This window comes from Nitrosomonas sp. Is37 (assembly GCF_033063275.1).
Lineage (GTDB): Bacteria > Pseudomonadota > Gammaproteobacteria > Burkholderiales > Nitrosomonadaceae > Nitrosomonas.
Genome location: NZ_JAWJYP010000028.1, coordinates 28,328 through 44,521, shown reverse-complemented (window position 1 = coordinate 44,521; position 16,194 = coordinate 28,328). Strand labels below are relative to the sequence as shown.

15 protein-coding genes and 1 pseudogene are annotated in these 16,194 nt (G+C 44.0%); 9 read left to right on the top strand and 7 right to left on the bottom strand.

The window, feature by feature from the left end; genetic code table 11:
• Window positions 1-166 precede the first annotated feature (166 nt).
• Window positions 167-793, bottom strand: coding sequence for a hypothetical protein (locus tag R2Q26_RS12270; RefSeq protein WP_090567649.1), 627 nt, complete (start codon window positions 791-793; stop codon window positions 167-169).
• Between the two features lie 544 nt (window positions 794-1,337).
• Between R2Q26_RS12270 and R2Q26_RS12265 the strand changes: the two genes are divergently transcribed.
• The 6 genes from R2Q26_RS12265 (at window position 1,338) to R2Q26_RS12240 (ending at window position 7,364) form a co-directional block, all read left to right on the top strand.
• A complete protein-coding gene (locus tag R2Q26_RS12265) occupies window positions 1,338-3,425 on the top strand; it encodes a sensor histidine kinase (protein WP_317536545.1) in 2,088 nt (695 codons plus the stop codon).
• Window position 3,426: 1 nt separating this feature from the next.
• The gene (locus R2Q26_RS12260; protein ID WP_317536544.1) at window positions 3,427-4,101 is read left to right on the top strand and encodes a response regulator transcription factor; all 675 of its coding nucleotides are present in this window, start codon (window positions 3,427-3,429) and stop codon (window positions 4,099-4,101) included.
• A gap of 80 nt (window positions 4,102-4,181) precedes the next feature.
• On the top strand, window positions 4,182-4,379 hold the full coding sequence (locus tag R2Q26_RS12255) for a hypothetical protein (protein ID WP_317536543.1): 198 nt from the start codon (window positions 4,182-4,184) through the stop codon (window positions 4,377-4,379).
• A gap of 657 nt (window positions 4,380-5,036) precedes the next feature.
• Window positions 5,037-6,371, top strand: a complete 1,335-nt coding sequence (locus R2Q26_RS12250; RefSeq protein ID WP_317536542.1) for a SulP family inorganic anion transporter — start codon at window positions 5,037-5,039, stop codon at window positions 6,369-6,371.
• Between the two features lie 114 nt (window positions 6,372-6,485).
• A complete protein-coding gene (locus tag R2Q26_RS12245) occupies window positions 6,486-6,896 on the top strand; it encodes a universal stress protein (RefSeq protein ID WP_317536541.1) in 411 nt (136 codons plus the stop codon).
• Between the two features lie 42 nt (window positions 6,897-6,938).
• Window positions 6,939-7,364: a universal stress protein gene (locus R2Q26_RS12240; RefSeq protein WP_317536540.1), complete on the top strand. Its 426-nt coding sequence runs from the start codon at window positions 6,939-6,941 to the stop codon at window positions 7,362-7,364.
• Between the two features lie 154 nt (window positions 7,365-7,518).
• Here R2Q26_RS12240 and R2Q26_RS12235 read toward each other — a convergent pair whose 3' ends face one another.
• The gene (locus R2Q26_RS12235) at window positions 7,519-8,247 is read right to left on the bottom strand and encodes a hypothetical protein (protein ID WP_317536539.1); all 729 of its coding nucleotides are present in this window, start codon (window positions 8,245-8,247) and stop codon (window positions 7,519-7,521) included.
• 131 nt (window positions 8,248-8,378) lie between these two features.
• Here R2Q26_RS12235 and R2Q26_RS12230 point away from each other — a divergent pair, with 131 nt between their 5' ends.
• Complete coding sequence (locus R2Q26_RS12230) at window positions 8,379-8,543, top strand: hypothetical protein (protein WP_317536538.1); 165 nt, start codon at window positions 8,379-8,381, stop codon at window positions 8,541-8,543.
• A pseudogene (locus R2Q26_RS15560) lies at window positions 8,498-8,650 on the top strand (hypothetical protein); the annotation flags it as partial. The gene R2Q26_RS12230 and the pseudogene R2Q26_RS15560, both read left to right, overlap by 46 nt.
• A 7-nt stretch (window positions 8,651-8,657) precedes the next feature.
• Here the strand turns inward: R2Q26_RS15560 and R2Q26_RS12225 are convergent.
• Window positions 8,658-10,139 (bottom strand): protein adenylyltransferase SelO, encoded by a 1,482-nt coding sequence (locus R2Q26_RS12225; protein WP_317536537.1) that lies wholly within the window; start codon window positions 10,137-10,139, stop codon window positions 8,658-8,660.
• Window positions 10,140-10,361: 222 nt separating this feature from the next.
• Here R2Q26_RS12225 and dbpA point away from each other — a divergent pair, with 222 nt between their 5' ends.
• The gene (gene dbpA / locus R2Q26_RS12220; protein ID WP_317536536.1) at window positions 10,362-11,783 is read left to right on the top strand and encodes an ATP-dependent RNA helicase DbpA; all 1,422 of its coding nucleotides are present in this window, start codon (window positions 10,362-10,364) and stop codon (window positions 11,781-11,783) included.
• Window positions 11,784-11,906: 123 nt separating this feature from the next.
• Here dbpA and R2Q26_RS12215 read toward each other — a convergent pair whose 3' ends face one another.
• The 4 genes from R2Q26_RS12215 to R2Q26_RS12200 form a co-directional block, all read right to left on the bottom strand.
• Window positions 11,907-12,395, bottom strand: a complete 489-nt coding sequence (locus R2Q26_RS12215; RefSeq protein ID WP_317536535.1) for a ribonuclease HI — start codon at window positions 12,393-12,395, stop codon at window positions 11,907-11,909.
• Window positions 12,396-12,490: 95 nt separating this feature from the next.
• Window positions 12,491-13,453, bottom strand: coding sequence for a DUF5655 domain-containing protein (locus tag R2Q26_RS12210; RefSeq protein WP_317536534.1), 963 nt, complete (start codon window positions 13,451-13,453; stop codon window positions 12,491-12,493).
• A 3-nt stretch (window positions 13,454-13,456) separates the two neighbouring features.
• Complete coding sequence (locus R2Q26_RS12205; protein WP_317536533.1) at window positions 13,457-14,545, bottom strand: hypothetical protein; 1,089 nt, start codon at window positions 14,543-14,545, stop codon at window positions 13,457-13,459.
• A complete protein-coding gene (locus R2Q26_RS12200) occupies window positions 14,529-16,151 on the bottom strand; it encodes an AAA family ATPase (protein WP_317536532.1) in 1,623 nt (540 codons plus the stop codon). The genes R2Q26_RS12205 and R2Q26_RS12200 overlap by 17 nt, the downstream gene beginning before the upstream one ends.
• Window positions 16,152-16,194: the final 43 nt, after the last annotated feature.

Genomic DNA, 16,194 nt, shown 5'->3' with positions numbered 1-16,194 from the left:
CTTGGATTTACATCGCTATGACCCGTATTATGTTGAGGCGATTAACCTAGAGCAGGAGTTTCCAAACAGCTTCTAAGGGAATCTCCATTCGCCTCACGCCAACGGTACCTTTAAAACTGTTTACCCTGCAAGCAATCAAACTCGGCTTTATATTTATATTAACGCGTTACTGCAATGCAAGTGTCTGTAGAGAAGATAACAAATTATCACGGAATGTTTCACATTGAATCGAGGACATGAAGCTAATGCGAACATTGGCACAATCTGGATTCATCGCACCATAATCGATTCTTAGCTTTCCTCTTTTCTCTCTGGTCAAGTAATACTTATCATTCCGGTTAGTTGCGGTAGCTAACACAACATGAAATATATCTGTATCTGCGCTGGCTTCAGGGATTGATAAACTTTCATACTCAATCATTTCAACTGTTCTATACAGGTTTTTCTTTTTTATCAGCTCAACCACCATTCTGAAATTTTCATTGGCGCCTGAATATAATGGTTCAATACGTAGATCTTCCCTAGACATAGGAAAATCCGGGGATATATCTTTAAAGTTCTTCTGAATAGCTGTATAGATGAATTCCTGGGAAGGAATCAAAGCGATCAATTTCCGCTCTATAAGCGGCGTGGGGAGCGGTTCAGTACTCTCGATACAGCGAGTATGCATTGCAGCTCTCGCTGCGATATACTTTTTCTTGCCTTCGTATTCTGCGTCTTCAAGGTAATAAATTGTGCTGCAGCCAGATAATACAAGGACAGTCATTAAAATAACGAGTGCAGCTTTTTTCATGTTGATTGTTTTTCCTCACAGACTATGTGTACTTTTTAATCTAATTCCATTTCTAAATCAAACATGACGCAAGAGCGAGCCGCAGACAGTATAAACAATACGGCAAGGTGAAGCCGACCAAGTTAGGTTTGATTTAAAAATGGAATAACTCAGGCAATAAACATTATGTCTGCAGCAATATCCACAAAAAAAGAGATTCAAAGAGATAAATTTATCTTATCCACAAAATAATTTTTTATTTTGACAAAAAAAAATATTTTTCAAAAGATATCTCGTGGTTCTTTCGTTGTTAATTAGTTTTTGCGACTCATGCGTATTAATTCAATTACCCAAATTTTTACGGGAACAAATACTTTAAAGAAAAATCTTTTGGCATTAATTTTTAATTTTTTTGTAATATTAAAACTGACTTTCCTTTCTGGAATTGTATGGTAATTGACCTGTAATTCTAATCATGATAGCCATAACACTCTATATTTGTTGATCTTCCATATAAGCACATGAGATATAAACTAAAATAAACATAAAAAACGAGGCGAGTGACTTGGCTATAACTTACGAACACCGGAAAATCAGTATTATTGGGGGTCTATTGTTACTAGGATTGACTCTGACGACAGGCATTGCAGTTTATGATGTGATGCATCAGCAGATTGAATCTGCACTCGGTAGAGGACTCGATGTAGCATTAGAAGGTAAAACGTATTTATTTGAAATTCAAATTGAAAAGGGTCTTGCTGATACGCGTGCGTTAGCCATGCGGCCTTTCATGATTCAGCCAATCCAGCAACTTAATATTCAACCGGATAACGTCAATGCACTGCACGACCTTGATCGGAATGTTAATTCATTGACACAGATCGGCTTCTCGGCAGCCATCGTTTATGATGTGCACGGGAATGTATTGTCACAGGTGGGTCATTTTTCTGATAAACAAACTCAATCGTTACCGCTGACTATACAAAATAACACCTATCTATTGTGGGATGATCAATTCATTTTACGCACAAGTGAAGATGTGTTAGATGAAGATGGAAATCGCATCGGCAGTTTTACGACAGAGAGTTTTTTGCCGCATTTGACTCGGAGATTTAGCGAAATAAGATCGATTGGTGAAACTGGAGAATTCATATTATGCGCACCTCAAGCTCCGGGAGATAGTGCGCAGGAAATGGCTTGTCTTATGAGTCAGATTGATGGTGTGAAATTCAAGTACTTGTACCATGCAACAAAAGAAGAGCTGTTGCCAATAAATAATGCATTAGGAGGAAAAAGTGGTGTTATGGCTGTAAAAGACTACCGTCATATGCAGGTAATTGCGGCATATGCTCCGCTAGATAAGATTGGTTTAGGCATGGTATTGAAGTTGGATGAGGAAGAATTGCTCAAACCGGTAGCTGAACAGTTAAAATTTATTATTCTATATCTTGCCGGATTGATAGCTGCAGAAATACTGCTATTAAACTGGTTTGTACTTAAACTGATTAACTCCAGACGGGAAGCGCAAGAGGCTAAAGAAAAAGCCGAGCTATTTTCCATAGAATTGAGTCATAAGGAATTAGAGTTACGTAAACGTCTAAAGGAAATAACCTGTCTTTATGAAATTCGTCGTGGGATGGGACTAGATGTATCAGTGGATAATGTTTGCCAGAATATTTTTGAGCATTTGATACCAGCAATGCAATTCCCGAAAATAGCTACTGCCGTAATTGAACTTTATGACTGGCGATACATTTCCGGTCAGTATAATCAAGGTCTTATACGCCCTTTGCGATCAAAGACTAAAATCACCGATAAGATTGTTGGCTATCACTGGCATAAGGATCAAAACTCTTTTTGTACCTATTTGTCTGAAATTATCGTCAACGATGAGGTCTGTGGTCAATTACGGTTGTTTTATTCTGAAGACCAACCATTTCCAGTAATTGAGGAGCAAAAGCTTATCAATGCCATCGCAAGCGATCTTGCGGGTTGGCTTGAGCGCAAGCGATTAGAACAAGCATTGGTTTTTGTTGCGGAAGAGCAGGCGCATACCATCGGACAGGAATTGCATGACAATCTAGGGCAGCGGATTGCTGCAATTGGTTATCAGGCCAGAGCGTTGGAGAAAAAAATATCTGCTTTGGGGAAAGAGAGCTTGGCAGGAGTGGCTGCTTCCATTGCAGCGCAAGCCCAGGCTTCGGTAGTACAAATCAAACAGTTAGCTCAGGGGCTGCTACCATTTGAGCTGGAAGCAAATGGTTTGATAGCGGCATTACAAGCACTCGCATCGAGAATAGCCTCGACTTATAAGATCAATTGTGAATTTGTATGTGAAAATGAAACTATTATTAACGATAATAATCTTGCACTAAATCTTTATCGAATTACACAAGAAGCGGCTAATAATGCAATACGTCATGGCGGTGCACGATATTTGAGAATATTTTTGAGTTTTGAAGAGGGGATGCTTTGCCTTTCGATATGCGACGATGGAAGTGGTATTGTCGATGTGGGTACAAAGCATGAGGTAACACAGGGAATGGGTATCAAAATTATGCAATATCGTGCAAAACAGCTAGGCGCCAAGCTGGAATTATTAATGCGTCCGGAAGGAGGCACGGAAGTGCGTTTGGAAATGCAACTGATTTAATATGATGACTTTGAAAGCACAGGTAATGTTAGTGGATGACCATGCCATGTTGCGGCACGGTATGGCGATGCTCATAAATATGGAGCCAGATTTGGAGGTTTGCGCTGAGACTGGCGATGGTAACGAAGCGCTGGCGATACTCAAGAGAGCTGATAAGGTTGATATCGTTTTATTGGATGTAACGCTCAAAACAAGTTCTGGCTTTGAAGTAATAAAATATATGCATGCGTTGCAACCTGCATTGCCAGTGCTGTTTGTGTCGATGCATGACGAGACGGTTTATGCCGAACGTGCATTACGGACAGGCGCTTCAGGCTATGTAATGAAGCAGGAACCAGGTGAAGTTTTGCTTACGGCTATCCGTGAAGTCTTGAAAGGTAATGTTTATCTGAGCAAGGAAATGAATGCAAAATTGCTGAATCGCATGGTTGCAGGACATCCAGAGCATGAGCAGTTAATTAATAGCCTAACGCCTAGCGAGTTTGAGGTGTTACATTTGATTGGATCTGGACATAGCAGTAAAGAAATTGCCACGCTACTTAACCGTAGCATTAAAACAATTGAAACACATCGCTTTAATATTCGTACCAAATTGAATTTAAAAAATGGCGCCGATTTAATACGCTATGCCACTCGCTGGTTTTCAGAGGAGCCTATTGATCAGGCTCATAAATAGCTTTAAGCAGCATATTTAACGAGGATATCTTTTAACCTAAAAACAACCGCAGTTGACCGCTTGATTGGAGAGTTAAGTCCATGACATATAGAGGCATTTCCGGAATTTTCTCATTCACCAGAATGGTGAGGCCGCTACGAGGAGCATCATATGTCGCTCTAGGCACGAATGCGGCGTTGCTCTTCGTTGCAGGGAACGACCCTGCGGCCTCATCGCGCCTTGCCTCGCACCTTAATCTAGAATTATTCTTCTCACCATTAAGTTGGTCTCAAGTGTAAAGCACACTACCTCATTCCGCATCACGCTATGTTCTGTTGACATTTTAGCGTAGCGAAGTTAAATCAATGCCGCGACAAACCAGCTAAACGCTCTGTAATTTCTGGCTAACAGCAGTTGGTATAAATTCACCATTGTTCATCGGTCAGTTCCGTTGTTCATCGGTCAGTTCCGTTCTGAGATTCATTCCCATACAAAATGGACCAGTTTTCGTTGATTGTTACGAAATGCCAATAGAACCTAGCAGTGGATGATTTGTTTATACCTATCTTAACTAAATCTTCTGGGTCTAAATTAACTAATGGAATCCATTATTAGTCGGTAATAGATTCACTCTCAATTATAAGGGTTTTACTTATAGATGGCAGGGGGTAACCATTATAAGAAAACAATGGTTTCCCTAATATACATCACGGTTTTAATTGAGATAGGATTGTCCATCGCTTATAGAAATAAGCGTAAGTAAGCAATAAGAATCTTCATTAAAGATCGCTAAAAAAGAGAAAAGATAACCCATATACAATATTCGGACTAACTACTTGCTCGCAAAGTCGCAAAGGACAAAGCTAACGGCAACCTCCATGATCTATGGGCAAAAGGATTTTTTATAGTCTATTACTTACAGATTTTTAGGAGAAAAGTAATTTATGGCTACACAAATGGAAAAGGAAAATAAACCGTTGGAAGACGGACAGCAGGACGTGGGGGGCACTGCTCCATCAGGTTCTGCTGCTTTTCAATCACAGTATTTTTTGCGTGATACCGCTGCAGGTGTGATAACTGGTGCCATGGCCATTCCACTATCGATTGGTATTGCGATGATGTCTGATTATCCGATCAAGGTGGGTTTGGCAACTGTGGTTTTTGCCTGTTTAGTTGGTTGGATCAATGCCTGGTTCAAACCGGGTAATTATATTGGTACACCTGGAATTGCGGCTGGATTGGCTCCAGTGTTGGCTCTGGGGGTGTCTACTTTTGGCATGGAAAATATGGCCTTTTGTATTTTAATGACCGCGGTGATGCAGGCGATCATCTGGAAGTTCAATTGGCAAAGATATTTGCTTGTTGCCGTTCCGGTTTATCTAGTGGAAGGCTTGTTAGCAGGCATAGGACTAAAGATATTCTTGAAATTCTCAGAATTTACCTACGAAATACCAGCAGAACTCGTTACTGAAACTTTCTGGAATGCTTCCCGTATTCAGATGGCTGCTATTTCTGCGGCTGGTCTTGGGGTGTTTGTGTTCTTGTTTTCCAAATTCAAAGATACCCAACCTGCTATTCCTTATTTCGCACTGATCATTGGTGGCGTGATTTTAGCGCAGTTTGTTTCTGTACCCATGATAACTGTGGCAGATGTTCCTCTTGAACTGAGAATACCGCTGCCAACTGAGGGTACAACAATGTTGATGCTGGTTTATATGTTCTTTTTCTGTGCCATGCTGGCTATTGTTGATGTCATTGAGCAGGTCATGAGTAACGCTGCCATTGAAAAAATAGATCCGCTTAAACGTAAAACAAATAGCAATAATAGTTTGTTTGCTATCTGGATTGCTAATTTTGGTTCAAGTTTCTTTGGCGGCATGACCAACCTGGACGGCCTGGCTAAGAGTACAACCAATAAATTAGCAGGTGCAATGACCAAATTTTCCGTTTTGATCGTTGGTTCAGTAGTGTGCTTTTTTATGCTCAATCCGCAGGTTTTAGATTACTTACCAAAATTTGCATTGGCGGCGATCATGATGTTTACCGGCTATAAGATGATTGCCGGGTTGGTGCATGTTACACATTATGGCCCATATGCCATGATGTTAGCGCTTTTTACTGGCGGCTTGGTCTACAAGGTAGGTATTTTTGAGGGCATGTTGATTGCGATGGTGGTACACGGAATCATTCATTTTATGGTCTACACCAAGCACGATAATATGCCAGGAAAAGAAGTTGTTAAACGATACTTTAGTAATTTAAAAAGAGACAGTAGCAGTAATTTACAGTAATCATGTTTACATATTCTAGACATATTGAATAAGTAAACTGTTCAGTGATTTGAGGGCGAAGATATCATGACTTCGTCCTCAAACAGAATAAATGCTCATAAGAGGGTTAGTCTTATGTACAAGAAAATAATGATCGCTATTGATGGTAGTGATACTGCTCAGCAGGCATTAAAGGAAGCAGTAAATATTGCCAATACTTACAATGCAGCATTGCGTATTGTCCATTGCGTGAGTGGTGATACCGAAGCCGCTAAAAAAGCGGGTTCTCAGATCCTGGAACAAGCCCAATCATATCTTGACGCAGTAAGCATAGAAACCAGTCTTCTGCAAGCTGAGGTTGCGTATGGCTTAACTGGTATCGCCAATTCGATTGCTGCTGCTGCCTCTGAATGGGGAGCAGACTTACTGGCAGTAGGAACTAGTAACCGTCGAGGATTGGAGCGTTTATACATCGGATCAGTCGCCGAACAACTGATCTCCAAAGTTGATGCTTCAGTGCTATTGGTTCGCCCACAGAAAGCATAGAAAGTATAAGAATTAAAATTTAATAATAAGAATACAATTAATATGATATTCGGATTAGTAGATGCAGTGGTAGATGCAGTGAATATAGCCAGTAATCATAATGCAGCATTAGGCATCGTCCATTCCGAGGATGGTGGTGATATTGAAGTCATTAAAAAGACTGACGCTGCAATATTGGAAAAAGTCAAAACTTATCTTAATGAATTGAATGTTGAAACACGTCTCCTGGATGTTAAAAAGGAAGAAGGTGTGAATGGTATTATCAATGCGATTGCTGCTACCACCTCAGAGTGGGGTGCAGACGTGCTGGTAGTAGGAACAGCTAATTGTAGAGGACTGGAGCATTTTTATGTTGGCACAGTTGCCGAACAGCTGGTCTCTAAAGTTGGATCCAGGATATTACTGGTTCGTCCCAAAAAGGATATTTCAATTTTCAATACAAGTAGTAGCCATTTAAGAAGTGCATAATATCCTGTAAGTAAATAGTTTTATGCTTATAATAAGTTGAATTACCTTCGAGCTTTCTAGAGGTAATTCAACTGAAAGCATAGTAACGTAAAGCCATAGTTTTGGCACTTAGCTTTATCAAGACTCCTGTTTTGTTGAAGATATTTAGTCTTCCTTAATCTCCTTTGATTAATTTATCATTCACTGCTTCTCTAAACTCTTTATCAGTAAGAGTACCTTCCGGGTGAAGCGATAACAGCTTTTCCAGCTCTTTTTTTACTGTATTCTGATTATCAGCTGAAGGAACAACAAAAAAGGAGACAGGTGTTTCGCGCATAGCCATTATTTCTATTCTGCTCTTAAGTTTACTTATCTGTTCCTGGAGGCGTCGATTTTGTATCAAACCCCCTCCAATAACAGAGCCATGAAGAAAAATTGTTGTATGAGATAAGTCATTACTAGATACAATAATTTCAACCTTAACTGGCCAATAAAAGGAGAAAATTTGGAAAAATTCTTTGCATTGAATATGATTCTGGCTCTGATCTAAAATACGCCAATCATTTTCTTCAACTATTTTCTTGCAAATAGATAGAGCGTTCTCAACCGAAATATTAGCATCAATTCTTTCGTCCGTATTTGAACTAATCTTTTGCAGTGCTTCAGCAACCTTGATTTTAATTTGCTTTAACCCAAAAGAACTTATGCGGGTAAGTTGGTTTCTGCTGATTAATATAAGGTTGCCCTGATACGTTGCTGCTGAAGTATTTTTAGTACCAAGTTTTAATAACATGACGCCGGCACAGGCAACAATAAAAACTAATAAAAAATTGTGCTGTGTATCCATTGCCACAATGTTATCTAACATGGCAATTATAAGGGCTACGACACCAATTATTTTCATGATCAGGTAACCTCCCAGTTAATAATAACGCGACAAAGATTTACTTTGTCGCGTTATTATTAGCATAAACTTTATGAAGTTTATGTTAAGAAAGTCCACATATATAGATCTCGCTCATTTTGCAAAAGCTGATGCTTAATCAAGCAGGGTTTGATCACGCCTTTATAATCAGGCTCGAGTACAGCTATCGGAGCAGCAGCAGGGGGCAGCGAGCGGTGTTGCTGGAGGAGCCGTTACCGGTGCAGCTGGCACGGGTTCTATGGTGGGAGCAGTCAGTGGCGCCGTGTGGGGGTTAATGCGAGGGCTCTTTTATGCAAAACCCTCGCAGCCTGATCAGGCTTATGCCAATTTCGTGACCCATTGTTCGCAAGAAAAGGGCTATGAGGTTACTAGGTGGCAATAATAGAAGACTACGTACCGCAGAATGTTTGATACACGTGCCCTGAAGGTAATGGCGGAGTGCGGTAATCATGATATTCTGGCGCATCGGTGTAAGGGTTCGTCACTGCCGCAAGCAGTCGTTGTAATAGAGCATAATCACTCCGCTCAGAGGCGGCTGTCAGCGCTTCTTCAACGCGGTGATTACGCGGGTGGACCGCAGGGTTATGCGCTCGCATCAAGCCCAATGATGACTGTTTGGACTCAGCTTGGCGCAATAGTCTCGTCTGCCAGCGTGTATGCCACGTTATAATCTCCTCATCACGAAACAGAGCATCATCAGGCAAGATTTCCGCAGTCAGCGCACGGAAGGTATTGGTGTAATCGGCCTGATGTTGTTGCATCCATGTCAGCAGGGTCTCGATGAGCTCCATATCCTCTGCTTCCTCAATGAATAGCCCTAGCTTTTTACGCATCCCCGCCAGCCAGTGGTGTTGGAAGACAGTGGAGAAGTGGTGGATCGCTTCTTCCGCCAAAGCGACTGCTTTCTCCTGATCCGAGTGTAATAGCGGTAATAATGTTTCAGCAAAACGTGCAAGGTTCCACTGTGCTATAAGTGGCTGGTTGCTATACCGGTAGCGGCCATGATGATCAATCGAGCTGAACACGATATTCGGGTCGTATGCATCCATAAACGCACAAGGACCATAATCAATCGTTTCACCACTGATGGTCATATTATCGGTATTCATTACACCGTGAACGAAGCCAACCAGCATCCATTTTGCGACCAGTGAGGCCTGACGTTTTATTACGTTGTGTAACAGCGCAAGATAGGCATTCTCAGCTTCGACAAGATCCGAGTAATGGCGGTGGATAGCATAATCGGCCAGGATTTTGATTCCTTCTACACCCTCCATTCTCGCAACATATTCAAACGTACCCACACGAATGTGACTTGCTGCCACCCGCGTGAGTATCGCACCGGGCAGCAGGGTTTCACGTATTACTGACTCGCCAGTGGTGACCACGGCAAGGCTGCGCGTAGTGGGGATATTTAACGCATGCATCGACTCGCTGATAATGTACTCTCGCAGCATGGGCGCTAGCGCTGCGCGACCATCACCACGCCGTGAAAACCGGGTTTGACCAGAACCTTTTAATTGAATATCAAATCTGTCCTCTGTCGGGGTGAGATGCTCGCCCAGCAATATCGCTCTTCCATCGCCCAGCATCGTGAAATGGCCGTATTGATGGCCGGCATAGGCTTGCGCGATAGGCTGAGCCCCATCAGGCAGCACATTACCTGCAAACAGCAAGGCCGCTTCTTCACCAGATAGTGCGCGGATATCCAGCCCCAGCGATTCTGCCAGAGCATGGTTCAGCATTGCCACCTGCGGCGCACGCACTGGCACAGGATGAAGCTGGGCATAAAAAGATTCAGGCAAACGAGCATAGCTGTTATCAAACTGCCAGCCAACACGGTCGTTCGTATATTGTTTATTTAGTTTCATGTAGCTCAATTGTATTTATTTAGTCGGACATTAACTGTCAAAGCAGATATTGCAAAGCATCAAGCGGATGAGACATGCTGCGGGATCATATGTTCCCAAAAGATGACGCTTAGTTAAGGTAACGTATCTTGCACCACCTTATTAGATCGTGCACTTCTTTAATTCTTTTGTTAAAAAAATACAATTCTATGCTTGTTCTGCTGATATCTGGGATAATTGTGGATGAATAATACTTTACAGACAACCTCTTCGGCCGCAGCCAACACTATCGGGCGCCTTTTTAATGAATTGCCGCTGTCGCCTGGCCTACTGGCAACATTACAGCAGCTTGAATACCTGACGATGACACCGATTCAGGCGGCCAGCTTGCCGATTACGCTCGCCGGGCACGACTTGATCGCACAGGCAAAGACGGGGAGTGGCAAGACAGCAGCGTTTGCGCTGGCACTCCTTACTAATCTAAACCCACGCTGCTTTGCGGTGCAAGCCATGGTGCTGTGCCCAACGCGTGAGCTGGCCGATCAGGTCACGCAGGAGCTTCGCCGGTTGGCACGATCTGCAGACAATATCAAAATCCTTACACTATGTGGCGGGAGCACCATGCGCCCACAGATGGCCAGCCTGGAGCATGGTGCACACATCGTCGTCGGTACTCCCGGCCGCATCATGGATCATCTGGAGCGCGGCAGCTTGAATCTGGCGCAACTCAATACCCTGGTGCTCGATGAAGCCGATCGCATGCTGGATATGGGTTTTTACGATGACATGGCTTTTGTAGTCAAGCGCTGCCCGCCAAAGCGCCAAACCCTGCTGTTCTCGGCCACCTATCCCGCAGGTATCGCGGGATTAGCACGACAATTCTTGCGTAATCCACAGGAAGTGAAACTGCTGGAACAGCATGAGGAAAACAAGATACGCCAGCGTTTCTACGAGATAAGCCATGAGGCGCGTTTGCAGGCCGTCGGTCAGTTGCTCAACCACTATCGACCAGTCAGTACGCTAGCGTTTTGCAACACCAGGCAGCAATGCCATGATTTGCTGGCAGTATTGCAGGCGCAAGGCATTCATGCGCTGACCTTGAATGGCGATCTGGAGCAACGTGAACGTGATCAAGTGCTGATCCAGTTTGCCAATCGCAGTTGTTCAGTATTGGTGGCAACCGACGTGGCAGCACGTGGGCTGGATATCACGCAGCTTGAAGCGGTCATTAATGTCGATGTTACGCCCGACCCGGAAATACATATCCATCGCATTGGCCGTACGGGCCGCGCCGATGAAAACGGCTGGGCACTGAGTCTGTGCAGCCCGTCCGAAATGCCCCGAGTAGAGGCGATTGCAAGAATGATGGGCTTCGAACCAGAATGGCATGATCTGGCTACGCTGCAAACTGGTGACCATGCCCCGCTGGCGCCACCCATGGTGACACTGCAAATACTCGGCGGGCGTAAGGACAAGATCCGCCCTGGCGATGTGCTGGGTGCGCTCACAGGCGAAGCAGGTTATACGCGCGAGCAAGTCGGCAAAATCACCGTGACAGATCAATCGACCTATGTCGCTGTCGCCCGCAACATCGCTCGTGAAGCTGTGCGCAGATTGTCAGCAGGCAAGGTCAAAGGCAAGACGGTAAAAGTACGCGCGCTGTAGGGTGGTTCAGGATTAAACCGCCACACCTGGAGCGCTTCGCTATTAAGGCGTAATGCTAACAACCAGCGCGAAATTGGCGAGTATTTCTAACCTCAATATTTCATATGCTTCTCGTTCCATGCGCTAAAAATTTTCTCGCAATGCACGCCTGGATGCCCGGTCAACCAAACTAAACAGCTTACCGATCTCATCTTTCTGGCTAGACGGCTGATGGCCAGTAACCTTAACAAATCTACAATTAAGCTTGGCATTCAGTCGATAAAATTCCTGGTATAGCTCGTAATTATTCAGCCGTTTGTTTTTACTCGTAAAATAATCATTTTGTTCAAGGCGGATGCGCCTACCGGGCAGACTTATGATATTTTGTGAATCGGTATAAATCGTCAAGGTCATCTCGCCGCTATCGGTCAAAGAAATCGTTTCATTTAGCGCCCACAACAACGTTTGCAATTCTAATCTGGTCGAGCTGGTTTGTTCAAAACGTTTCACTTTCACTGAATCTTTTAGCGATTCCATCGGCGTAGCCAAGTCAGCGACCACCAGGTAAGCGCCATATCCCACCTTTGACTGAGTATGAACACTACCATCTGTAAAAATATGTAAGTGATTCAAAATCTTATAATCTATATAAATTTAATGACTACTGAGGGTTGTAAGCAGGACGGATGATATGAAATCCATACTATTGCATGTAATAACCAACATTATTATTGATTAATTTTATCTCTTTGACTTCCATGTCCCTCATAAGCCATGCGGATCAATGGTTTTGCGAGGTCAAGATCATTTGCGTTGGTAATACTCAATTCAAGATCGCCAGTGCCCCAGTGGCCACTTTGACTAACATCGCGAGCGATGGTGGGAAGAGATTCCAGACGGGCAGGGTTTAAGTGCAGAAAGAGTAGTAATCGATTTTTCTGAATTACAACAGTAGCGAAGTTTCTCAAACGCTTGAAAGCAACATAAAGTTTAAGCCCCTTTTTTTGTACATCATCACCCAGAGAAATAATGTAATTCTCAAGAGATGCCAGTAACTCGCGCAAGGGATCGGAGATCAACTCCAACCACTCAGCATAGCTCCTGTCACCGCTGGATACTTTCTCATTGGTCGTTGTTGCAGCCTTACCCGCTTTTCTATTTTTTATCGCGCTATTGCTGTTACTTACAGTGGTAGCATTTGCTAACTCCAGCAATAATAACTCTTCGCCAAATAGGCGATAACGAATCAGCTCGATATTACGATTAATTTGTTGGACGGCGTGGGCATCATATTTCGTAAAGTCAGCAGCAATACAAATCAAACGTGGTGCAGTCCAGTCAATATAATCAGCAACTGTATGACCCAATTGCTTGGTTACCAAGCGTTCAAAATCTCCACGATGATCCATTAACCAATCCAGATAGAACAATCCCTGATTGATCACATTTTCACCAGTAGAACGTTTATATTCCAAGATAACAGGACAATTATTCTCGTCCAGCCCCAGTGAATCTATACGGCCTGCATGAGTTTTGCCGGTGGAAAATTCAGTGGCCAGGAAACGGATACCGAGCAAAGGCTCCAGATTATTTTCAATTAGTGTTTGTAAGGGCTTTTCGAGATCGGATGCATCTCCTTGCAATTCGGTGGTCAAGCCTTTGGCAAGACGGAAGAGTTTGATGTCGCTCATGTATCAATTACACTCATTTGCATAGATAAGTAATTCAACAAAAGTATTGGAGTCGTCAACAAGTGCTAAAGACAAAATGGATGTTTCAAGTAGATTGTGATTACAGATTCCTTGTCCAGCCTCTGCGTAGGTTTTCAAAGATTCAAGCTTATCCTTCAATCCATTCTCGTCGAATACAGTGCCGCGCCGACATTGGCTACGGATGTATCGCTTAATACCATTAAACTGATTACGATATTCGTTTGACCAGCGTTCACTCAAATTTATGAGCCCATCAAGCTTATTCAGCTTGGTTTGTATCAGAGGATCATCCGACACGAGCATTGGAACGCCCTGATCAATTTTGATTTCGAAGTGCCCTGCTGCGGGACGCAGATGGGGATGAAACCAGCTGTCAAAGGGTTTGGTTGTTTTGCTATCTAGTGCTAACTTTTCGCCTTTGTTTGAGCGACTGTTGCAAGTACCGCAAATCTCCACAAGATTCTGCGGATAGCAGTTGAGTTCAGGTAGATGTTTTTTGGCTAACCAGTGGTCGAGTTCTGCGCCATCCATTGAGCCATCGCAGAGTGGGCAAACTTTCACATCTGGATTAGCGGCATGATAAGCTTCCAAATAGTTGTCTTTGCTGAAACGCTTATTGTTTGTGTTCGGCGAATCGATGATCGGGTAACCCTTGTTACTATAGAAGATAGGATCGTAGAACAACTCAAAGAAATCGCGGTAGGCCGCAGCAGCATTGCTCGAAAGACCGCCAGGGAGTGGTGCTATTGCTGGTGGTGCTTTGAAGTTATCGAATGCATCGGCATAAAAGATATTGGTTGCATAGTGGTCTACGAGCATTTGCTTGTCAGCATTCGGTAGAGCTGCAACCACCTGCATGCGGTCAAGAATGGACTTGCCGCTCTTATACCAGGCACAGAAGCGATCAATCCAGTCAGTGTCAATATCTGGACGACGCAATTTTACCCATTCGATGGTTACATGGGAACCAGTCAAATTGGGATCACAAAGTGCGTGCAGCAGATCGCTTTGAAATTTTACCATCCACTCAAGATATTGAGTTGATGCCGGTAGATTAATTTTGTGCAGCATTTTCCTTTAGCGTTCTTAAAATACCGCGCAGTTCTGAACGGTAAAAACCAGGGCCGACGCGTTCCAATAATTTTTCAAGTTCTGGGAGGTCGTTCTTTGTCCATTGTCGCTCTAATTGCGCATCGAGCCATTCAAGGGCACGCTCACCCATGCTATCGGGTACACCAAATAAGCGAATCATGACTTCACTAGGATCGGCACCAAAGGTAGTGGAGCGGATGTCTATCGGCACTGAGTGCCCGCTACGTTTCTGGAACAGAATGATCTCGTCGTTGAAAACATCCGTGAGAGCGATGCTAGAGTGAGTGGCAATGAGAACGTCGTTAGCCCGTTCTTTCAGTACACCGTCGATGATGTCCACGATTTCACGTTTCCATTTATCGTTGAAATGGACCTCTGGCTCATCCAGGAGCAAGAGTGCATCGCTTTCACCTTCGAGCAGATGGAAGAGGGCCATGCGACCGAGGTACACTTGTTCGCCATCGGAGAGTTCATCAAACAACAAGATATCCTCTACATCCGCCTTGCGTATCGCGATCTGGATATCGGTGAGAAGGCCTTGGCGGCGTAAATCGAGTAAGGTCTTGAAGATGCTGAACGAAGACCATATCGGTCCGCCAAGGAATTGTATCAAGGCATCACCCACATACTCATACGTGGTTACTCGACTGGCATAATCTCCCATTGCATTTTCCTGCAATATTTGCTTAGTATCTGAGGTAGCTTTAGCCTTTAGGTCGAAGAACAGCCGTCGTTGAGTACTGGGTTCAGGTTCGCGTACCACCTCATTGCTCAACATATAGAGTGCCTGAAGCAAACTACTTTTCTGCATGGCTTCGCGTTCACCCCAACTATCTGGATTGAAATCCACCTGTAACACTACGCTTACCGGCCAGACCCAGCCGACTTGGGAAAGTAGGCGACGTAGCCCCTGCTCTTTATCAGGATTGTCACGAATCTGCTTAATGAAGTCCTGAATAGCCTCGTCTGTGGCGTAATGGTGGTAATCCTGCATAGCCTGATGCAGCGATACTGCGGTGAGTGCAAACTTGAGCAGCATCGGATCGAGCAGTTGACAGATAGTTTGATCGTGTTCTTTCGCTGTGGATTCCTCGGCCAACTGTTGCAACTGTTTCAGTTCAGCGCGGCTTTCTTCCGTAGCTTGCATGGCTTGGTAGTCGAGCTCTTGCTGGCGGTTCCAACCAGCGGGGCGTTCGAGGGTAGTGTTGTAGTCATCTGCCTGAGAAACGATATCAATATTGGCTGCGCTAGGTTCACGGTGGAACAGCGCTTGCCATGGTTCGAGACTGCCAGTGGTATAGACTAACACTGTCATGGGCAGACCAACACTCTCGCCAGGCCAGTTGCCGTCTCGAATTAGCGGCTCCCAGTTTTCATTACCATTTCTCGCCTGCGTCAGAATGTCACGCAAATTATCCTTGGTATTATCATTTGCATCAGGAAAACCTGCGGTGTTTATCGATTTCCACCAGCCGGTATTCTTCCCTATGCCTGGACTATCAAATATCACAATTCTGTTGTCGATACCTTCGCCTAATTCGTAGATCAAAGTCACAGGGAAATGGGGTGGTCTCTTTCGTGCCATGGCAAGGAATGTTTCTGCCACTGCTTGCAACAGGTGAGTCTTG